Source organism: Cupriavidus basilensis OR16 (assembly GCF_000243095.1).
In the GTDB taxonomy this organism is placed as follows: domain Bacteria; phylum Pseudomonadota; class Gammaproteobacteria; order Burkholderiales; family Burkholderiaceae; genus Cupriavidus; species Cupriavidus basilensis_D.
Window position 1 is genome coordinate 1 of sequence record NZ_AHJE01000085.1, and the last position, 19,838, is coordinate 19,838.

19 protein-coding genes and 3 pseudogenes are annotated in these 19,838 nt (G+C 64.3%); 12 read left to right on the top strand and 10 right to left on the bottom strand.

What is annotated here, in order from left to right; translation table 11 throughout:
• A pseudogene (locus OR16_RS27655) lies at nt 1-877 on the top strand (branched-chain amino acid ABC transporter permease); the annotation flags it as partial.
• Between the two features lie 19 nt (nt 878-896).
• Here the strand turns inward: OR16_RS27655 and OR16_RS27660 are convergent.
• Nucleotides 897-1,745: an IclR family transcriptional regulator gene (locus OR16_RS27660; protein WP_006161665.1), complete on the bottom strand. Its 849-nt coding sequence runs from the start codon at nt 1,743-1,745 to the stop codon at nt 897-899.
• A gap of 102 nt (nt 1,746-1,847) precedes the next feature.
• Here OR16_RS27660 and OR16_RS27665 point away from each other — a divergent pair, with 102 nt between their 5' ends.
• The 5 genes and pseudogenes from OR16_RS27665 to OR16_RS27685 all read left to right on the top strand — a co-directional run bounded on the left by OR16_RS27665 (nt 1,848) and on the right by OR16_RS27685 (nt 8,506).
• Entirely contained in the window at nt 1,848-2,849 is a 1,002-nt protein-coding gene (locus OR16_RS27665; RefSeq protein WP_006161666.1) for a tripartite tricarboxylate transporter substrate binding protein, read from the top strand.
• A gap of 22 nt (nt 2,850-2,871) precedes the next feature.
• A complete protein-coding gene (locus OR16_RS27670) occupies nt 2,872-4,425 on the top strand; it encodes a class I adenylate-forming enzyme family protein (protein ID WP_006161667.1) in 1,554 nt (517 codons plus the stop codon).
• On the top strand, nt 4,422-5,219 hold the full coding sequence (locus OR16_RS27675; RefSeq protein ID WP_006161668.1) for a citryl-CoA lyase: 798 nt from the start codon (nt 4,422-4,424) through the stop codon (nt 5,217-5,219). The genes OR16_RS27670 and OR16_RS27675 overlap by 4 nt, the downstream gene beginning before the upstream one ends.
• 1 nt (nt 5,220) lies before the next feature.
• Nucleotides 5,221-6,019, top strand: a pseudogene (locus OR16_RS27680) (SDR family NAD(P)-dependent oxidoreductase).
• A gap of 111 nt (nt 6,020-6,130) precedes the next feature.
• Nucleotides 6,131-8,506 carry a DNA polymerase II gene (locus OR16_RS27685; RefSeq protein ID WP_006161669.1) on the top strand — a complete coding sequence of 792 codons (2,376 nt, stop codon included), beginning with the start codon at nt 6,131-6,133 and terminating at the stop codon, nt 8,504-8,506.
• A gap of 97 nt (nt 8,507-8,603) precedes the next feature.
• Here OR16_RS27685 and OR16_RS41875 read toward each other — a convergent pair.
• Nucleotides 8,604-8,768: pseudogene (locus OR16_RS41875) on the bottom strand (zinc-binding dehydrogenase); the annotation flags it as partial.
• 84 nt (nt 8,769-8,852) lie between these two features.
• On the opposite strand from OR16_RS41875, the gene OR16_RS27695 reads away from it, so the two are divergent.
• On the top strand, nt 8,853-9,407 hold the full coding sequence (locus tag OR16_RS27695) for a hypothetical protein (protein ID WP_006161671.1): 555 nt from the start codon (nt 8,853-8,855) through the stop codon (nt 9,405-9,407).
• Nucleotides 9,408-9,469: 62 nt separating this feature from the next.
• Here the strand turns inward: OR16_RS27695 and OR16_RS27700 are convergent, their stop codons facing one another.
• Nucleotides 9,470-9,988: a DUF1697 domain-containing protein gene (locus tag OR16_RS27700; protein ID WP_081488902.1), complete on the bottom strand. Its 519-nt coding sequence runs from the start codon at nt 9,986-9,988 to the stop codon at nt 9,470-9,472.
• 112 nt (nt 9,989-10,100) lie between these two features.
• Nucleotides 10,101-10,709 (bottom strand): glutathione transferase, encoded by a 609-nt coding sequence (gene yfcF / locus OR16_RS27705; RefSeq protein ID WP_006161673.1) that lies wholly within the window; start codon nt 10,707-10,709, stop codon nt 10,101-10,103.
• Nucleotides 10,710-10,896: 187 nt separating this feature from the next.
• Here yfcF and OR16_RS27710 point away from each other — a divergent pair, with 187 nt between their 5' ends.
• Nucleotides 10,897-11,331 (top strand): MarR family winged helix-turn-helix transcriptional regulator, encoded by a 435-nt coding sequence (locus OR16_RS27710; protein ID WP_006161674.1) that lies wholly within the window; start codon nt 10,897-10,899, stop codon nt 11,329-11,331.
• Between the two features lie 33 nt (nt 11,332-11,364).
• Here OR16_RS27710 and OR16_RS27715 read toward each other — a convergent pair whose 3' ends face one another.
• Both OR16_RS27715 and OR16_RS27720 read right to left on the bottom strand, forming a co-directional pair.
• Nucleotides 11,365-12,108 carry an enoyl-CoA hydratase-related protein gene (locus OR16_RS27715; protein WP_006161675.1) on the bottom strand — a complete coding sequence of 248 codons (744 nt, stop codon included), beginning with the start codon at nt 12,106-12,108 and terminating at the stop codon, nt 11,365-11,367.
• 156 nt (nt 12,109-12,264) lie between these two features.
• Nucleotides 12,265-12,861 (bottom strand): DJ-1/PfpI family protein, encoded by a 597-nt coding sequence (locus OR16_RS27720; protein WP_043421397.1) that lies wholly within the window; start codon nt 12,859-12,861, stop codon nt 12,265-12,267.
• A gap of 8 nt (nt 12,862-12,869) precedes the next feature.
• Between OR16_RS27720 and OR16_RS27725 the strand changes: the two genes are divergently transcribed.
• Nucleotides 12,870-14,177, top strand: a complete 1,308-nt coding sequence (locus OR16_RS27725) for a PLP-dependent aminotransferase family protein (RefSeq protein WP_043421389.1) — start codon at nt 12,870-12,872, stop codon at nt 14,175-14,177.
• Between the two features lie 104 nt (nt 14,178-14,281).
• Here the strand turns inward: OR16_RS27725 and OR16_RS43710 are convergent, their stop codons facing one another.
• Nucleotides 14,282-14,521, bottom strand: coding sequence for a hypothetical protein (locus OR16_RS43710; protein ID WP_141639924.1), 240 nt, complete (start codon nt 14,519-14,521; stop codon nt 14,282-14,284).
• Between the two features lie 234 nt (nt 14,522-14,755).
• Between OR16_RS43710 and OR16_RS27730 the strand changes: the two genes are divergently transcribed.
• Together OR16_RS27730 and OR16_RS27735 are read left to right on the top strand one after the other, a co-directional pair.
• Nucleotides 14,756-15,172 carry an organic hydroperoxide resistance protein gene (locus OR16_RS27730; RefSeq protein ID WP_006161681.1) on the top strand — a complete coding sequence of 139 codons (417 nt, stop codon included), beginning with the start codon at nt 14,756-14,758 and terminating at the stop codon, nt 15,170-15,172.
• 149 nt (nt 15,173-15,321) lie between these two features.
• On the top strand, nt 15,322-16,668 hold the full coding sequence (locus OR16_RS27735) for an epoxide hydrolase family protein (RefSeq protein ID WP_006161683.1): 1,347 nt from the start codon (nt 15,322-15,324) through the stop codon (nt 16,666-16,668).
• 315 nt (nt 16,669-16,983) lie between these two features.
• Here the strand turns inward: OR16_RS27735 and OR16_RS27740 are convergent, their stop codons facing one another.
• Nucleotides 16,984-17,715: a MotA/TolQ/ExbB proton channel family protein gene (locus OR16_RS27740; RefSeq protein WP_006161684.1), complete on the bottom strand. Its 732-nt coding sequence runs from the start codon at nt 17,713-17,715 to the stop codon at nt 16,984-16,986.
• Nucleotides 17,716-18,163: 448 nt separating this feature from the next.
• On the opposite strand from OR16_RS27740, the gene OR16_RS44665 reads away from it, so the two are divergent.
• Nucleotides 18,164-18,328 (top strand): hypothetical protein, encoded by a 165-nt coding sequence (locus OR16_RS44665; protein WP_192816464.1) that lies wholly within the window; start codon nt 18,164-18,166, stop codon nt 18,326-18,328.
• 106 nt (nt 18,329-18,434) lie between these two features.
• Here OR16_RS44665 and OR16_RS46445 read toward each other — a convergent pair whose 3' ends face one another.
• Both OR16_RS46445 and OR16_RS27750 read right to left on the bottom strand, forming a co-directional pair.
• Nucleotides 18,435-18,716 (bottom strand): nuclear transport factor 2 family protein, encoded by a 282-nt coding sequence (locus OR16_RS46445; protein ID WP_006161686.1) that lies wholly within the window; start codon nt 18,714-18,716, stop codon nt 18,435-18,437.
• 131 nt (nt 18,717-18,847) lie between these two features.
• The gene (locus tag OR16_RS27750) at nt 18,848-19,813 is read right to left on the bottom strand and encodes an SDR family NAD(P)-dependent oxidoreductase (protein ID WP_141639925.1); all 966 of its coding nucleotides are present in this window, start codon (nt 19,811-19,813) and stop codon (nt 18,848-18,850) included.
• Nucleotides 19,814-19,838 lie beyond the last annotated feature (25 nt).

The following is a 19,838-nucleotide window of genomic DNA, read 5'->3' on the forward strand; positions in this document are numbered from 1 at the left end:
TGCTGTCGTTCGGCCATGCGGCCTTCTTCGGCGGCGCGGGCGTATGCGGCGGGCCGATACCATGAAAGTGTGGGGCGTCACGCCGGAAGCGGGCATGGTGCTGGGGACGCTGGCCGGCGGCCTGACCGGCTACGTGGTGGGGTTGCTGGCGATCCGGCGCCAGGGCATCTATTTCTCGATGATCACGCTGGCGCTGGCGCAGATGCTGTTCTTTGTCTGCCTGCAGGCGCCAGCCACGGGCGGCGAGGATGGCCTGCAGGCGATACCGCGCGGCAAGCTGTTCGGCGTGCTGCCGCTGGCCGACGACCTGACGCTGTACTACGTGGCGCTGGCGGTCATCGTGGCGGCGTTCGCGCTGATCGTGCGCACGGTGCATTCCCCATTTGGCCAGATCCTGAGGGCAATCAAGGAGAACGAGCCGCGCACCATCTCGCTGGGCTATGACACCGACCGCTACAAGCTCATGGCGTTCGTGCTGTCCGCGGCGCTGTCCGGGCTGGCCGGGTCGATCAAGGCGCTGGTGCTGGGCTTTGCCACGCTCACCGACGTGCACTGGTCAATGTCCGGCTCGGTGATCCTGATGACGCTGGTGGGCGGCCTGGGCACGCTATCCGGCCCGCTGGCCGGCGCCTTCGTGGTGGTGGCGCTGGAGACCAGGCTGGGCGCAATCGGCAATTTCCTGGCTTCCGTCACGGGCATCGCGTGGTTCGGTGCACTGGGCGAGTCGGTCACCATGGTGACGGGCGTCATCTTTATCGCCTGTGTCCTGCTGTTCCGCCGGGGCCTTGTAGGCCAGCTGGCGCTGCTGACCGGTAGCCAGGTGTTCGGCCGAAGGCTGCGCGTGCCGCGCGCAGCGGCTAGCCTGAAGCCCGACTAGCGACGCGCCACCACCTCGCTCACAGCCCCTTGGGCAACAACGCCGCCAGCGCTTCCCGCATGGCCCGCGCAATCAGTTGCTGCCGCTCGCGCGGCATGCGGGCCAGCGTGGAGGCCACGCTGATGCCCGCCACCGGCTCGCCGTCGGCGGCGTGCACCGCCATGCCCACGGCCAGCACGCCGCTGGTGGCGTGATTGCCGATCACGGACCAGCCGCGCTCGCGCGTGGCGCGCACCAGGATGTTCATGCGCTCGGGCGTCATGCCGCCATAGTGGCCAAGCGCCGCGGCGTTGGCGGCGATGCATTGCGCCACGTCGTCTTGCGGCAGCGCTGCCAGCAGGGCCAGCCCGGCGGCGCCGACGCCCAGCGGCTGGCGCGTGCCGACCTGGATGACGAGGATCTGCACCGGGTGAGTCCCGACATGGCGCGCGATGCAGTGCGAGATCGCGCCTTCGCGCACGATGGCGAAGGCGGCATCCCCGCAGGCGGCGCTCACGCGGGCCAGCACCGGCTGTAGGCGAGCCGCCAGGCCATCGGTGGCATGCGGCTGCGCAAGCGCCGACAGGCGCGGCCCCGCCACATAGCGAAAGCGCCCGCGCTGGGCCACGTAGCCGCTTTCCATCAGGGTAGCCAGCAACCGGTAGACCGTGGCGCGCTCCAGCGCCGCGATGCGGCACAGGTCGACCACGCGCAGGCCTTCGCGGCCGCTGGCCAGCACCGCATCCAGCAATTGCAGGCCGCGCCGCAGCGTGCGGCTGCCGCCGTCTTCGGCGGGGTCGGCAGCGTCCGGAAGGGGGCTGAGGACCGCCCTGCCTTTGGAGGAAACGTCCGGCAGACGGACGTTTTGATTGGCGGTGCGGGCAGGCATGGGGAAGAATTTCTCGGTCGATGGAAGCCACCCGAAGTATGCCGCAGCGCGGCCAGAAGGGGGCCCGCGACGGCATGGCACCGCCAATCAGGAGACAAACCAATGACCTTGCACAATGCACCGCGCCGACGCCTGCTGGCGTTCGCGGCGGCCTTAGCCTGCAGCCTCGCGCTGCCTCTCAATGCGCAACCCGCCGCCCAGCCCGCCGCCTGGCCCACCAAGCCCATCAAGCTCGTGGTTGGCTACTCCGCCGGCGGCGCCACCGACGTGATCGCGCGCATCGTCGCGCTCAAGCTGGGCGAGCAGCTGGGCCAGCCGATGGTGGTGGACAACCGGGCGGGCGCCAACAGTAACGTGGGTGCGGAGGTCGTGGCCAAGTCCGCGCCCGATGGCTACACGCTCTACGTCTACACCATCGCCAACACCATCAACGCGTCGCTGTACGACAAGCTTGGCTACGACCCGCAGAAGGACTTCGAGCCCATCGGGCTGATCGCCAGGATTCCCAACATCCTGGTGGTGAACCCCAAGCTGCCGGTGAAGACCCTGGCCGACTACATCCGCTTTGCCAAGGAGTCGCGGGACGGTATCACCTTTGCCTCGTCGGGCAGCGGCTCGTCCATCCACCTGTCGGGCGAGATGTTCAAGATGCAGGCCCGGCTGAACATGCTGCACATCCCGTATCGGGGCAGCGCGCCGGCGGTGACCGACCTGCTGGGTGGGCAGGTGCAATCGATGTTCGACAACACGCCTTCGGCACTGCCGCACGTGAAGGCGGGGCGGCTGCGCGCCATTGCCATCACCAGCGCCCAGCGCTCGCCGCTGCTGCCCGATGTGCCGACCGTTGCCGAGTCGGGCTTTCCCGGCTTTGACGTGCAATCGTGGTTCAGCCTGGCCGCGCCCGCCGGCACGCCGCGGCCGGTGATCGAGCGCCTGAATTCCGCCCTCAACAAGGTGTTGGCCGCGCCAGACGTGCGCCAGCGCCTGCAGGACCTGGCGGCCACCCCCGAGCCCGGCACACCCGAGCAATTGCGCCGCCTGATCGCGGCGGAAACCAAGCGCTGGCACGACGTGGTGAAACAGTCCGGCGCCAAGGCCGAATAAGAAACAAGGAGCGTTGCCTACCATGTACCCGATCGATTTCTTCTGGCGCGCCGCGGCGCGCTGGCCCGGCAACATTGCCATCGACGCCCCCGAGGGCGCGATCCGCTACGACGCCCTGGCCGCCCAGGTAGCCGCGCTGGCCACGGCGCTCAATGCGCTCGACGGCACCCTGCAAAGCCGCGTGGGGATCTGCGCCAGGAACAGCGCCGAGCACATCGTCGCGCTGCTGGCGGTGCTGGCCTGCGGCAAGGTCTGGGTGCCGCTGAACCCCAAGAGCACCCGGCCTGAGATCCGCCGCATCATCGACGCTACCGAGCCCTCCATCCTGGTGATCGACGTGGCCTGCGCCGACCTGTTGGAGGGCGCGGCGGGCGCGCGTATCTACAGCGGCTCGCCGCCGGCCGGGGAGATGTCGGTGGCCGCGCTGATCGCGCGGCATGCCGGCGCGTTGCGCCCGGCCTTTGCGCTGCCGGAGAATGCCACGCAGGCCATCAAGTTCACCGGCGGCACCACCGGCGCGCCCAAGGGCGTGATGCAGCCGTACCGCGCCTGGATGACCAACGTCTCCAACCAGATCCACGCCTGGGGCTTTGACGAGCACGAGCGCTACATCGTGGCCGCGCCGATCACGCATGGCACGTCGACCTACCTGCTGCCCATCCTGGCGCAGGGCGGCTGCCACGTGGTGCTGGCCGAAGCCGGCGCCGAGGCGGTGCGCGCCGCGTTTCGCGAGCGCGGCGGCACCGTGTGTTTCATGCCGCCCACGCTGGTCTACATGCTGATGGCGCTGCCCGGTGCCGCGCGCGCGGACTTTCCCTGCCTGCGCCGCCTGATCTACGGCGGCGCGCCGATGCCGCCCGAGAAGATCCGCGAGGTGCGCGACTTTTTCGGCCCGGTGCTAGGCACCACCTATGGGCAGACGGAGGCGCCCCAAAGCCTCACGGTGATGCGCCCCGCGGATTTCGAGGACGAGCGCAACTGGGCCGCCGTGGGCCTGCCCACCTGGTTCAGCGACGTTGCCATCATGGCCCCTGATGGCCGCCTGCTGCCCCCGGGCGAAGTCGGCGAGGTGGTGGCGCGCGGCGACCTGGTGATGAGTGGCTACTGGCGCCTGCCGGAGAAATCCGCCGAGACGCTGGTGGACGGCTGGCTGCACACGGGCGACCGCGGCCTGATCGACGAACGCGGCTACCTGTATCTCAAGGACCGGCTCAAGGACATGGTCATCACCGGCGGCTTCAACGTCTATCCGGTGGATGTGGAGAACGCGCTGGGCCAGCACCCCGCGGTGCACGAATGCACGGTGTTCGGCGTGCCCGACGAGAAATGGGGCGAGGCGGTGCAGGCCGCCGTGCAGCTGCGCCCCGGCCAGCATGCCACCGAAGGCGAGCTGATCGCCTTTGTGCGCGAGCGCCTTGGCCCGGTGCAAACGCCCAAGCGCATCCATTTCCATGCGAGCCTGCCGCGCTCCGCCGTGGGCAAGGTACTCAAGACCGCCGTGCGCGATCGCGCCATTGCCCCTTCAGCGCCTGAGGCCCCGACCGCTGCCAACCAATCCACTGGGAACCAATCATGACTTCCTCCGCTTCCTCCAAGCCCGTTACCCGCCTTTGCACCCACACCCTCACCAGCCTGCATTACCGCGATGCTGACCTGGTTGAGGACCTGATGGGCAAGAAGACCTTCACCGAGGTCATGCTCATGCAGATCCTGGGCCGCGAGCCGCGCCCGGTGGACCTGCGTATCACCGACGTGGTGCTGATCGTGCTGATGGAGCACGGCCTCACGCCCAGCGCCATCGCCACGCGGCTGATCTACATGAGCGCGCCCGAGAACCTGCAGGGCGCCGTGTCGGCCGGCTTGCTGGCGGTGGGCAGCTCCTTCGTCGGCACCATGGAGAACTGCGCGCAACTGCTCGACCGCATCAGCGCCGCCGCCGATCCCGATGCCGAGGCCATGGAGATCGCGCGCCACTACAAGTCGATCAAGAGCCATGTGCCCGGCTTTGGCCACCACTTGCACAAGCCGGTGGACCCGCGCGCCTACAAGCTGCTGGAAATGGGGCGCGCCGAGCCGGACCTTGCCGGTGACAAGATCCGCGCGCTGGAGCGCCTGTCCAGCGCGGTGGATGCCGTGGCCGGCCGGCCCATCACCATCAACGCCACCGGCGCCGTGGCCGCCTTGCTGGGTGAGCTGGGCGTGCCCACGGCCGTGATGCGAGGCTTTGCCGTGATCTCGCGCGCGGCCGGGCTGGTGGCGCACATTGTCGAAGAACAGCAAAGCCCCTCGGGACGCTTTATCTGGGACACGATCGAGCACGCGATTCCTTACGTGGGCGAAGGCGGGCATCGGCCAGGGGAGGGCGCGTGAAATGACGGGCACATCGAACCCGGGCGAAAACCCGGCTGGCGCGGCGCGCCCGCACGCATTGCCGCTCGATCTCTCGGGCCGCACGGTCTTTGTCGCCGGTGCGGGCTCCGCGGGACCGGGCTGGAGCATCGGCCGCGCGGCCAGCGTGACCTACGCGCGCCTGGGCGCGCAGGTGTGCGTGGTGGATCGCGATGCGGCCTCGGCCGAAGAAACCACGGCGCTGATCCGGGCCGAAGGTGGCATCGCGCAGACGTTCACGGGCGATGTGTCAGTGGAGGCCGAAGTCGTGCGGCTCTTTGCCGCGGCGCGCGAGTGCTTCGGCATGGTGGACGTGCTGCATCACAACGTGGGCATCGGCAAGACCGGTGGCCCGATGGAAACCAGCGCGGACGACCTGGACCGCATCCACGCCGTCAACGTGCGCAGCCTGCTGCTGGCCAGCCAGCGCCGGCATGCGCTACGTGGGCTATCCGCACCTGGCCTACAGCGTGACCAAGGCCGCCGTGACGCAGTTCACGCGCATGCTGGCGCAGCAATATGCGGCGCATGGCGTGCGTGCCAACACCGTGGTGCCGGGGCTGATCGACACGCCGCGCATTGCCACCACGGTGGCGAAGATGTTCTCCGGCACAAGCCTGGACGAGGCACGGCGGGCGCGTGCCGCGCAAGTGCCGATGGGCCGCATGGGCAGTGCATGGGACGTGGCCCACGCCTGCGCCTTCCTGGCCTCCGACGCGGCGGCCTATGTCACCGGCACGGAGCTGGTGGTGGATGGCGGCATCACCGGGAAATTCGTGTGACACGCAATCCGTTGTCCCTATACGCGGTAATCCGGCCTGACCGGGGCTTGACTGGCAAAGGACCAGTAAAATAGCCGGCTAAGGGTGGCTAAGGGTTTTCAAAGGCGGCAGGTGGCTCAACGACAACAGGGTTTTCTTCTGACTCGGCATTGGCGCGATACGGCTGCCGGGACGGAAGTCGAGTTCTGGCTGGCAACCGACAGTGGCCCTCAGCATATCCGCCTGGCGCCTCAGCCCTCGGTGGCGTTTATCCCCGCCGAGCAGCGCGCGGCCGCCGAGGCGGTCTTGCGTGGCGAGCGCAATGTGGAACTGCGCGAACTGCCCCTGGCCGATTTTCATCGCCGCCCGGTGCTGGGGCTGTATTGCCAGCACTATCGCCAGCTCTCCAAGCTGGAGAAGCTGCTGAAGGAGGCCGGCGTCAGCGTCTACGAAGCCGATATCCGCCCCCCGGAGCGCTACCTGATGGAGCGCTTCATCACCGCGCCCGCCTGGTTTGCCGGCGAGCCCAACGCGGCCAACAGCGGGGGCCCCCTGCTCAACAGCCAGATGAAGCCAGGGCCAGCCTATCGGCCGACGCTGAAGCTGGCGTCGCTGGACATCGAAACCACCGCGCACGGCGACCTGTACTCCATCGCGCTGGAAGGCTGCGGGCAGCGCCAGGTGTATATGCTCGGCCCGCCCAACGGCGCCGATACGCCGCTGGACTTCGACCTGGAGTACTGCGCAAGCCACCCGCTGATGCTGCAAAAGCTCAACCAATGGCTGGCGCAGCATGATCCCGACGCCATCATTGGCTGGAACGTGGTGCAGTTCGACTTGCGCGTGTTGCAGAAGCACGCGGATCGTTACCAGGTCCCGCTGCTGTTTGGCCGGGGCGGCAATGTGCTGGAGTGGCGCGAGCACGGATTCAAGGAGAACCATTTCTTTGCCTCCGCTGCCGGCCGCCTGATCATCGACGGCATTGAGGCGCTGCGGTCCGCCACCTGGAATTTCCCTTCCTTCAGCCTGGAGAGCGTGGCGCAGGCGCTGCTGGGCGAGGGCAAGTCCATCGACAACCCGTATCAGCGGATGGCGGAGATCGACCGCCGCTTCGCCGAAGACAAGCCGGCGCTGGCGCGCTACAACCTCAAGGACTGTGAGCTGGTGACCCGGATCTTTGCCAAGACCGAGTTGCTGACCTTCCTGCTGGAGCGGGCCGCCGTCACGGGATTGCCAGCCGACCGCAGCGGCGGCAGCGTGGCCGCCTTCACGCACCTGTACATGCCCCTGATGCATCGCCAGGGCTATGTCGCCCCGAACCTGGGCGAGGTGCCGCAGGGCGCCAGCCCCGGCGGCTTTGTCATGGATTCGCGGCCCGGGCTGTACGATTCCGTGCTGGTGCTGGACTACAAGAGCCTGTACCCGTCCATCATCCGCACCTTTCTGATCGATCCGCTCGGGCTGGTGGAAGGGCTGCGGGATCCGTCCGACGAAAGCTCGGTGCCGGGATTTCGCGGCGCGCGCTTCTCGCGCACCCAGCATTGCCTGCCGGCCATTGTCAAGCAGATCTGGCAAGGCCGGGAGGCCGCCAAGCGCGAGGGGAACAAGCCCTTGTCGCAGGCCCTGAAGATCATCATGAATGCGTTCTATGGGGTGCTCGGGTCCAGCGTCTGCCGCTTTTTCGATCCTCGCCTGGCATCGTCGATCACCATGCGGGGCCACGAAATCATGCACCGCACGCGCGAGCTGATCGAGGCGCAGGGCTACCAGGTGATCTATGGCGATACCGATTCGACCTTTGTCTGGCTGAAGCAGCCGCATGCGGAGGAGGATGCCGACAGGATTGGCCGCATGCTTGTCCTGCAAGTGAACCAGTGGTGGCAGCAGCATCTGCAGCAGCAGTACGGGCTGGAGAGCGCGCTTGAGTTGCAGTACGAGACCCACTATCGCCGCTTCCTGATGCCGACCGTGCGCGGAGCAGAGCAGGGCAGCAAGAAGCGCTATGCGGGGCTGGTCGCCAAGGCGGACGGCAGCGAGGAGATGGTCTACAAGGGCCTGGAAACGGTACGCACGGACTGGACACCCCTGGCCCAGCAGTTCCAGCAAGAGCTTTATCAACGCGTGTTCAAGAAGCAGCCGTACCGGGAATACGTGCAGGACTACGTCCGCCGCACCATGAGCGGCGAGTTCGACGCGCACCTGGTCTACCGCAAACGGCTGCGCCGCACGCTCGAAGACTATCAGCGCAACGTGCCGCCGCACGTGCGCGCGGCCCGTATCGCCGATGCGTTCAACCTGGAGGCGGGGCGGCCGTTGCAATACCAGAACGGCGGCTGGATCAGCTACGTGATGACGGTGGCCGGCCCGGAGCCGCTGGAAACCCGGCGCTCGCCCATCGACTACGACCACTACCTCACACGCCAGTTGCAGCCGGTGGCCGACGCCATCCTGCCCTTCCTGGACGATGCATTCGAGACGCTGGTGACGGGGCAGAAAGCGTTGTTTTGACGGGGCCACCGGCGCCAGCGTTCATTCAAGGCTAAACGTGGGCGGCAAGCGTCCAATGCAGCAGTTCGTCGGTAAGCACAGGCAGGCTTAGCGCCTTCTATCGGATCTTGATGACAACCTTACCCCGTGCACGTCCTGTCTCTACGTAAGCCAAAGCCTCTTTGGTTGACTCGAACGGGAACACCCGGTCAATCACGGGCCTGATCGCGCCTGCGTCGATGAGGGTGGCGATCTGGCCTAGTTGGTCTGCGCTGGCACGCATGCCAGGCGGTCAATCCCACCAACGGCTGCGCTCCAGATAGAATTGAAGCGAACCCGGCCGGAGCCGGAACCGATCGACAAGGCTATGGAACTGATCAACCGATACCTGCCGCAATATCAATTTGAAGAAGTTCACGGTCGTCATATCCCGGCATCTCCCGGCCGCGTGCTGGATATCGTGACCCAACCCCATGTTTTCGACGATCCCGTGGCCCGCAGCCTTATCACGTTGCGCGAGATGCCAAACCGGTTGGCCGGCCGGCTGGGTTTTCCCTCGGCGCTGAAGCACAGCCCCGCATTCGGGTTGTCGAACTTTACAAATCTTGGCAGAGACGGAGATCGAGAGCTGGCATTCGGGCTGGCCGGGCGTTTTTGGCGCACCGATTTCGGCCTTGTCTCCGTGCCGGATCCCGAGGCCTTCGCTACGCTGGATCCTATGGGGATTGCCAAGCTAGTCATGAATTTCACGGCGGAGGACGTGGGCCAGGGAACGAAATTGACGACTCGGACACGCGTCTGGTGTCGGGACGATGCGGTTCGACAACGCTTCAATGTCTACTGGTTGTTGATTCGCCCGGCGAGCGGGCTGATACGCCATCGTTTGCTGAGTCGCGTCTATCGCGCATCTGACCGCGGCTGATTGATACTCCGCCGTTAGGTCTCGCCGCGGGGGCGTTCGGGCGATCGCTTTACGCATGAAGCCTATGCCCGGGCACACTTGATGACCGTATCGAGCGTGCGAGTGGTGATGTCCTTCCCGAACGAGCGTTCGAGCAGGCGCATGAACACGGGGCCTTTCTTCGGGTCAGGCACGTAGGCGCTGAAGACCTCCGTGGCGTTGGCCTTGACGATGCTTGCGCCGTCGTGCTCTATGGGCAGCTTCACGTCTGGCGACACCGGGCTGCGCAGAAAGGTGACAACCCGCTTGGCCGAAGGCGCAAGGCTGAACTCGGCGAAGGGGTCCGAGTCGATGAGGTCCTGGAGATAGCGGGCCGGCCGGACGTAGGTGTCGAAGCTGCGGCCCAGTTCAGATTGCATCGCCTTCTCGGCCCGTCGCTCCAGGCTGGCCAGTGACGACGATTGCGCGTTGAACACGACGTTCCCGCTAGAGAGCAAGGTTTTCACTTCGGAGAAGCCCGCCGCCTCGAAGCAGCGCTTGAGTTCGGTCATCCGGGCGTTCATCGGGCTGACGCCGCGAAGAAAGGCAACGTATCGGGACATGGCTATCTTGTAATAGTTGGCGAACCGCCCCGCATCTTGCGGTCAACGGCAAATGCAGGGCGACGTTCCACCGCGCCGGTTGGACGGTGATAGACGAGCGCCGGCCAGCGGTTCAGCACACCGCGCCGTTGACAATCTCCCACTGACCTGCTGTGTAGTCTACTAGCCTGGTCGGTACCGGATCGCCATTCAGGATGAGGCGATTAAGCATTAACGCCAGATCCGTATCGGCGATGCACCATGGCCCAAAGAGATTTGGTGCATTTCCGCAGAGCAAAGCCTCGGCCGCAGCAAACAACTTCTGGGCCGCAGCGCGGGCCGCAGGGGTAAGCGGCGCGCCTGGCACCCCGTAGAACACCACCTCCGTTGAGCGCTCCTGTCTGATGGGCATCAGATCGCTGCGCAGCCAAGCTTGCACTTGGCGTGCTCTCGCACGAAGGTATCTGTCTTGTGGATAGACGAGGGTTTCCGGGAATGCCTCGTCAAGGTATTCGGTGATTGCCGACGACTCGGACAAGGCGAAGTTTCCATGCGTCAGCGTGGGTACGCGCTGCGTCAACGACTTTGCTGCATAGCTCGCGTCATGATTCGCGCGACTGCCGAGGTCCACAGTCGAAAGGTCAAACGGCAATCGCTTTTCGTGAAGCGCCACAAAAACCGACATGGCGTAGGGGCTCGCAAACTGAGCATCGGTATATAGGCGAAGACCGTTTTCCTGCAAAGTGCTCTCCTTGGCGGCTACGTTCGTGCGGAGCCTCGATGATATACGGCGAGTGACCGCTTTCGGTGCGTCGATGGAGTCGACAGCGCTTCATTGCCGTGACCGGCCAGAGTCGGGGTAATGTTGACACCGGGCACGTGATAAAATTCGCATGTGAACTAAATGACATCCTTTATCTGGCACAGACATGGAGCACCGGCTCGTCTATCTATTGAATGTCGGCCAGCGTCGACTGCAGCGGTGGTCGCAAGCGCGCACGGCCGCGGGGGGCGTGACAGCGACCCAGGCTGGGCTGCTTTTCTTTCTGGGCGAGAACGACGGCTCGCTGATGGGCGAGGCCGCAGCAGCGCTGGATCTGGGCGCACCCGGGATGAGCGGTCTGGCTGACAGGACCGAAAGGGCAGGCCTGATCGAGCGCCGGCCGGACGAGACCGATCGCCGTGCATCGCGCCTATGGCTGACGGAGGCAGGGCGCTCGGCTCGCCAGCGTTCCAAGGCTGGCATGAAGGAATTGAATGCCAAACTGACCGAAGATTTCACCGCGGCCGAGATCAGCGTGGTAGCGCGGTGGCTGACCAGCTTGCAGACGAAATTTCCGGCCACCGACGAGGGCGAGGTGTAGCCTGGGCAGCGGCCGGATAGCGGGGCACTCGATTTACTGCAGGGCGGCCTTGGTGAAGTCCGGTTTGCGCTTCTCGGCAAAGGCCAGGAATGCTTCCTTGGCTTCGGCACTGGCCAGCCGCTCCTCGAACCTGGCGGTTTCGCTGTTCATCTGCGAGATCAGTTTCTCGGCGTCGCGCATGAGCTTTTTCATTGCGCTAAGGGAGCCGGCGGGCCTGGCGGCAATCTTTTCGGCCATCAGGCGCGCCTCCACCCGCAGTTGGTCATTGGCGCAAACCTTGTTCGCGATGCCCCATGCCACGGCGGTTTGCGCGTCAAGCGGCTCGCCCAGCGCGAACATCTCGAAGGCCCTGGCGTGCCCGATGCGCAGGGGAAGCAGGTAGCTTGAAGCCGCCTCTGGAACAAGGGCAAGGTTGACGAAGGGCGTGATCAGTTGCGCGTCCTGCGCGGTGCCGACGCCGACGGCCTTGCCGTTGACAGCGGCGACAATCGGTACTGTCGAGTTGGCAAGGGCGCGCAGAAAGCGCTGCACGTGGCGTTCGCCGGGGCCATTTCCTGCCGCTATCGCTGCGAATTCTCCCACATCATTGCCCGCCGTAAAGATGTCCCCGTCGCCTTGCAGCAGCAATACCCGGATATTGCGGTCCTGCTGTGCCTGCTCGATCGTGTCGGCGAGTGCGCCGTACATCTCGTTGGTCAACGCATTCTTCTTGTCAGGCCGGGCAAGCGTAATAGTCTGAACACCGCTGGCAAGGTCGACACGAATTTCCGAGGTCATGGTAAGTCTCCAGGTGGGTAGCGCAATGCCGTGCAGGCACTCAAAGTAATTTCGCATGCGAAGTATATATGATTCGCATGCGAAGTAAAGCGCGGGCCCGCTTCAGTGCGTCGGAAGCATCCTGGATGCGGAGTTCATTGCGGAACGCCGTGCGTATCAGAGGAACGGCGCTATATTCGCCATCGCGCGCGTCACGTAGACCTCCTTCTCTCCCACTGGCGCCACATAGTGAATCGCGCTACGTGCAGCCTCGACGCCTGCCAGACGTGCGATGAACCAGGCCGCCAGATACTGCGACGACAGGCAGCCGCCGGCAGTCGCGACATTTCCCTTGGCCACGAATGGCTGATTGAGCACGGCCACACCTGCCTCCTCGACCCACGGCTTGGTGGTCAGGTCCGTGCAGGCTGGAACGTCGTCCAGCAGGCCCAGCTTGGCAAGCATGAGGGTTCCCGAGCACTGCGCGCCCAGCAACTGGCGCGATGTGTCGAACCTCAGTTGCGACATCAACGTGGCATCAGCGACAACGTCCCGGGTCCGTACCCCGCTGCCCACCAGCACGGCGTCCGCGTCGCATGCGTCCTTTAGCGACGCTTGCGCCTCCATCACCACACCGTTCATCGAACGCACCTTGCCCGCCGGACTGGCGATCGACACCCGCCAGCCGGGTTGCTTGACCCGGTTGAGGATGCCGAGCGCGATCAGGGAGTCGAGTTCGTTGAAGCCTTCAAAGGTCAGGATCCCAACCCCGATACAAGCAACTGGTCGACCGTCTCGCGGCCGATATCCGTGCGCGGCGGCTGCGTCCCGGGACGCGACTGCCAACGCACCGCGATCTCGCGGCTCGCGAAGGACTGGCGCTGGTCACGGCCACGCGCGTCTACGCGGAGTTGCAAGCGATGGGGCTGGTGAGCGGAGAAGCCGGTCGCGGCACGTTCGTCAAGGAGCCGCTCCCTCGCGGACAAGGCATTGACCTGCATGCCTGGAGCGCTGACACGGTAGACCTGACCTTCAACTATCCCTCGTTGCCGGATCAGGCAGACCTTCTCCGCGCAGCGCTGCGCCAGCTCGCAGCCGCCGGCGACCTGGAGGCCCTGCTTCGATACCAGCCCCACGGCGGGCGCGAGCACGAGCGAGCGACGGTGGCGCGCCACCTGGCCAGCCGGGGGCTGGCGGCATCGGCCGAAACCGTATTGCTCGTGAGCGGTGCGCAGCACGGGCTGACGACAACCGCCATGGCCTTGCTCGAGCCCGGCGACGTGGTGGCCGTGGACGCGCTGACGTACCCGGGATTCAAGCTCGCCGCCGAGGCCAACCGGCTAGAACTCGTGCCAATTCCCGTCGCTGGGCGCGGCCCGGATCTGGACGCATTGGCGGCGCTGTGCAAGCGACGGCGAGTGCGCGCCGTGTACGCGATGCCGACGCTCCATAACCCGCTCGGCTGGGTGATGAGCACAACGCGCCGTCGGGAGCTGGTCGCCATAGCTCGGCAGCACGGACTGATGCTCATCGAGGACGCGGCCTACGCGTTCCTGGCGGAAGGCGCCCCACCTCCTTTGGCATCGCTGGCTCCGGAGACGACGGTCTATGTATCGAGCCTGTCGAAGAGTGTCGCCACCGGGCTGCGCGTCGGCTTCGTCTGTGCCCCGCGCGAATGGGTTCCCAGGCTGGAGCGGACCATCCGGGCAACGACCTGGAACACCCCGGCAACCATGACGGCTATCGCCTGCGGCTGGATCGAGGACGGCACCGTGGCCAGGCTTGAAGCCGACAAGCGACGGGATGCCACGCTGCGCCAGGGCCTTGCCGTTGAAGCCCTGGGCGGGCTGAAACGGATCAGCCATCCGGCGTCGTACTTCGTCTGGCTCCCCTTGCCACAGGAGGTTCGGGCAGACGCGATTGCGGCGGCGTTGATGCGCGAGCATATTTCCGTGTCGACGGCCCACCCGTTCGCGACGTCAGCACATGTGCCTCATGCCATCCGGTTGGCACTCGGCTCCGTCAGCCTGTCCACGTTAAAGCGGTCCCTGGAAACGGTGGCCCGTGTTGTCGCCGATCAGGCCTACTGACCCACGTGTGCGGCGGCGCAGTCCGTCAGTCTGGGCATCTGCCGAAGCCGACTCAAGCCATGGCTTGCAGCGCATCCGAGCATCGCGGAGTGTATCCATGACAATTATTTTAATGTACTGATCATCGGCTTTACGATGGCGCCATAGCCAAGTTGGCGGCATTGCCCAGGTGGTGGTGCGCGCATCAGCGCTGAAGATTCGTCAGCTTCTGTCGGCAGGGTTTCTCTGTCCGCAACTTGCGCATGCCGAAATTCCGTGAGGAGGTGGCTGGGACGGCCTCCGCTATTCATCAGGTCAAACATCCGATGCGAAGGGATGTCCTTAATTGCGTCCATATTCGTCATTTGCGTCGGCGGAAATCCGGACCACAATGGCTTCACGCAGTCACCAACGAACTTCGAACTGGAGCACTTCATGACGCAAGCACATCAGGGTACGGCGCTCATTACGGGCGCATCCATGGCCACTGATTTCTGGCAGGCAGGTGGCTTGCCACCCGGGAACCTTAGACGGCTCGCGGCCCGCGATCCTTTTTCCACCAACTCGCATCACTGAGCCGCCGCGGCAAGGAGATCGTCATGACTCGACTCGACAAAGTGTTGTACACGGGCAAGACCCACACCACGGGCGGACGTGACGGCGCATCGCGCAGTTCCGACGGACGCCTCGACGTCCGGCTCTCGGCGCCGGGATCGACGGGCGGTGGGACGAATCCCGAGCAGATGTTCGCGGCCGGCTGGTCCGCCTGTTTCATCGGCGCCATGGGATTGGCGGCTGCGTCGATGAAAGTCGCGCTACCCGCCGATACCGCCGTCGACGCCGAGATCGATCTGCGCACCACCGATGGCGCTTACTTTTTGCAAGCGCGGCTGAACGTCAACCTGCCGGGTGTGGAGCGCGAAGTCGCCGAGGCACTCGCGCGCATCGCGCACGAGACCTGCCCGTACTCGAAGGCGACGCGCGGGAACATCGATGTGATCATCCGCGTGGTCTGAATGCGGCGATGCGGGCAGTGAACCTTCCGCCTTACTGTTCGACGCAATCTCAAAGGAGAAACCGAGCAACGGCCCGGTTGTGATCCTGCTGCGCGGATGGCCCTATGACATCCACAGCTTCGCCTCTGACCTAAGATGAAGGAGTCTGAATGAACACGTTCGACAACTCGGTACCGCAAGCGAAACGGCTTACCCGGCGGCACTTTCTTGGCGTCTCCGCCGCAGCAGCAGGCTATGGCATGGGCCTGACCGTGCTTGCGGGCGAGGCATCGGCTGCGCGGAATTCTGTGGGTCCGGTCGCCGCAGCCGACGCGATCCGTCCGTTCCGCGTTTCCTTTGCGCAGGAGGCGCTGGTGGATCTGCACCGACGAATTGCCGCAACACGCTGGCCCGCGCGCGAATCCGTCACCGATGAATCGCAGGGTGTCAGATTGGCGACCATGCAGCAACTAGCCCACTACTGGGCGACACAGCACGATTGGCGCAAAGTTGAAGCCCGGCTGAACGCCTTGCCGCAATTCATGACCACCATCGATGGTGTCGACATCCACTTTATCCACGTACGGTCGAAAAACGCCAACGCGCTGCCCGTCATCATCACCCACGGTTGGCCCGGATCGGTGATCGAGCAGTTGAAGGTGATCGGCCCGCTTACAGATCCGACCGCCCATGGCGGCCAGGCAGCCGATGCGTTCGACGTCGTGATTCCATCGATCCCCGGCTACGGATTCTCCGGAAAGCCGACGACGACCGGCTGGGACCCGGTGCGAATCGCGCACGCATGGATCGTGCTGATGCGCCGTCTCGGCTACAAGGAGTTCGTGGCGCAGGGCGGTGACTGGGGCGATGCCGTGTCGGAGCAGATGGCGCTGATCGCCCCGCCGGAGCTGCTCGGCATTCACGTCAACATGCCCGCGACCGTGCCCGCCGATGTATCAAGGGCGCTCAAGTATGGTGAGCCCGCGCCCATCGGCCTGTCCGCGGACGAGCAGCATGCATACGGGCAGCTGGATACCTTTTTCAAGCATGGCCTCGGGTATGCAATCGAGATGACGAACCGCCCGCAAACGCTTTATGGCGTCGAAGACTCTCCAATCGGTCTGGCCGGCTGGATCCTTGACCACGATGCTGCCAGTCAATCGCTCATTGCACGGGTGTTCGATGGTCAGGCCGAGGGCCTCTCGCGCGACGATATCCTCGACAACATTACGCTGTACTGGCTAACGAAAACCGCCATCTCTTCAGCGCGACTCTATTGGGAAAACAAGCTGGCGTTCTTCGATGTCAAGCACGTCACCATCCCGGTCGCCGTCAGCGTCTTTCCAGACGAAATCTATGCGGCGCCACGAAGCTGGGCCGAGCGAGCCTATTCAAAGCTCATCCATTACAACCGCCTCGAAAAGGGCGGCCATTTCGCGGCGTGGGAACAACCAAAGGCTTTCGCCGAGGAGTTGCGCGCGGGTTTCAGGCCCTTGCGTGCGGGAGTCTCGGTGTAAAGCGGCTGGCATCGCGCCGGCCAGGCTTTCCTTTGAGCGACCAGCCCCAGCCAACGAAGATACTCGTCATGTCAACGATTCACTTTCACTACATGACCACTTCGACGCCAGAGCAGTTCGTCGCCGGGCTTACCGACTTCGGGCCTGGTCGCCGAATGCGCCAAGCTGATGGGCCAGGGATGCGGTGAAGCCCTCGACAGGCATCTTGCTCATCGTATGGACCGCGGACCGCGACGAGCGGCATGCGTACCAGCGTCGCGCTCGATCGTTGGCGACCACGCCGGAACGGCGCTCCCGGAATAGTCCGTCTGACGCTCAGTTCTTGACGGCCAGGTGCACCGATGTGTCGTTGGCGCGAGTACCCGGGGTGGTGGGGCGCACATGCGTGCCAGTCACGAAGTAGGTGTGCAGGTCGTGCGCAAAGCGGTTGAGTTTGTTGATGACGCCCTTGTTGCCGCGGCTCAGTGCGTTGTAGCCAAGCACGGCAGGGATAGCCACAGCGAGACCGAAGGCGGTCATGATCAGTGCTTCGCCCACGGGGCCGGCCACCTTGTCGATCGTCGGTATGCCCAAGGCGCCGATGCTGATCAGAGCGTGATAGATGCCCCACACGGTGCCGAACAGGCCGACGAACGGCGCCGTCGAGCCCACCGAAGCCAGCACCGCCAGGCCTGACTGCATGCGTGCCACGGCCTCGTCAATTGCGCTCTTGAGCGAGCGGGTCAGCCAGTCGGAGATGTCGAGGGCATCGCGCAGTTGCGTCTGGCTGGCACGATGGTGCTGCGCGGCTTCGCGGCCGGTGATGGCCAGCGTGCGAAATGGGTTGGCATCGCTGGCGCCAAGCGTGTCGAGTGCGTGATCGAAATCCTCTGAATGCCAGAAGCGCTTCTCTGCGCCATTTGCCATCTTCCGCAAGCGAAGCAGATCCCATGCCTTGGTGATAATCACGATCCATGACAGCACCGACATGATCAGTAGAATGATGGCGGTCGCGCGAATGACGAAATCGCCTTGCGCCCAGAGGTGGGGAAGTCCGAGGTCCTGCATGGCGGCTCCTGGAGAATGTCAGTGTTCGGAAGCTACAGAAGGAATCCGGCAATCAGTTCAACGCGAAGCTGATCGGCTGCCGTATCGAGGCGCGCCGACGCGGCGCCGGCCACAATGGCTTGAAGCGGGATCGGGACATTGCATACCTCTGGTGGCGAGCGTCGCGACATCGAGGGCTGCAGAATGACGGTAGACGCTCAACAGGCGTCAAAGCGCTTTTGCAACAGTGTTGCGAGTTTGCCACCTAACAACGCCCTTCGCAAGATCCAGTACCGCGCTGGCTATTTTGCATGCATCCAGCGGCACGCGCTGGCGCTCAGGATGGCGCCGATCAGTCACATGCATCCGTAGATGCAGGATGCCGGGCCGTCCGCGAACCTCAAGGAGGGCGGGGAGGCGGTTCTACCTGCGATCGCCCAAACAGACGTTCCTGTCTGGATTCCTGTCGATGAACGCGCTGATGGCAAGCATGATAGTCGCCGGCAAGCTGCTCATGCGCTGGGTCTGCGGCAGCACCGACCCGATGCGGCCAGGTTTCTGGTTTGTGATGCCGATGGCGCTAGTTCGTCAGACCAACCCAAGAGCTCGCAGCTTTGCGTCCGCCGCCGAGTAGGGCCGCTCGCAAATGATCTTGTCCGAGTTTGGGGCAAACTCGAAAGTCGCTGCCATGCGCACGCGGAACTTCCGGCCGGTTGGCTCGAAGACTTTGCCGTTCGCCTTCAGCGGGCCGAGGTGCGTACCAGATAGCCAGAATCAACGAGAACAGTCTCATCGTCCGCGGCAATGGCGATGATCTCATTGGCAAGATCGGGGAAGGGGATGCGCGAGGAATCGAAGTAACCTCGGACCTGTTCCTCGCCATCAAACACGACCCCGGTAGCATGCATTTCATACCGGGGGTGCTGGAACGTGTTGATCACGGCGTCCCACTCGTGGGTGCATTCCAGTGCCATGTGGTCGCGTACGGTCTGAACGCGCGCGGCGCTTAATGTATCGGTCATCCTTGTTCTCCGTCGGATATTTCTTGGGTAGATATGGGCGGCTCCAGCCGGGCCGCCGCGAGAAATTGTGCTGAACTGCGTGGGCTTCGCCGGTTGCCTTGATCGCGGGGCAGCATGGCCGTGGCTGGCCTTTAGCGGAGCAGCCGCCACCCGCCATCCACGGTGAACTCCCCGCCCGTGATATAGCCAGCTTCGTCCGATGCAAGGAATGCGATCAGATTTGCGACATCCTCCGCGCGTCCCTCGTCGCCGAGCGGAATCTGGCGTCCTTTCGCCCTGGGGTCTACGTCGCCTGCAGCCTGGCGCTGTTGGTATTGCGTGAAGATGCTCTCAAGCATCGGCGTCGACGTTTTTCCGGGATGTACGGAGTTGCAGCGAATCCTGTTGCCATTTTCTGCGCCAGTCAGGGCAACCGTCTTGGTCAATTGCGTTACCGCGCCTTTGCTGGCTCCGTACGCGACGCTTTGCGTTGTCGGGTAGTAGGCGCCCACAGAAGCGAGGTTGATGATCGAACCTGCGCCAGTTTTCTGCATCGCGGCCATCGCCTCGCGGCACCCGAGGAAGGTCCCGTCCAGGTTGACGGAAAGCACGCGATGCCAGTCATCGAGCGTCGTCTTGGCCAAGGTGCCATTGACGACGTCGCCAACAATGCCTGCCGCGTTGACGAGCACATCCAGCCTGCCATGCCGCTGCAGAATGGATTGGACGGTCTGCGCCCAGTTCGACTCGCTGGTCACATCTAGCGGCATGAACTCGCCGCCAATTTCCTGGGCGACCTTGGCGCCGTTGCTATTGGGCAGGTCGGCAATAACGACGGTTGCCGCCCGCTGGGTCAGCAAGCGAGCTGTGGCAGCGCCAATGCCCGATGCACCACCAGTGATCAGGGCTACTCTTTCCTTGAACTGCGTCATTTTCATGTCTCCGATAAGTTTTTCTGCAGTCTCTTTCCAGTTTTTGAACTTCATTACCACCAAGTAGAGGAAACGTTTCCACAACTGTGATGCATTGTTATTCTGCTTAAAAACTGGAGCAATAATGGTAAACACTACCCTTGTTGTTTGGCCGAAGGATGATGTATTGTAAAAACGTTTCTGCACGGCTGGGCACACTTTCAAGACGACG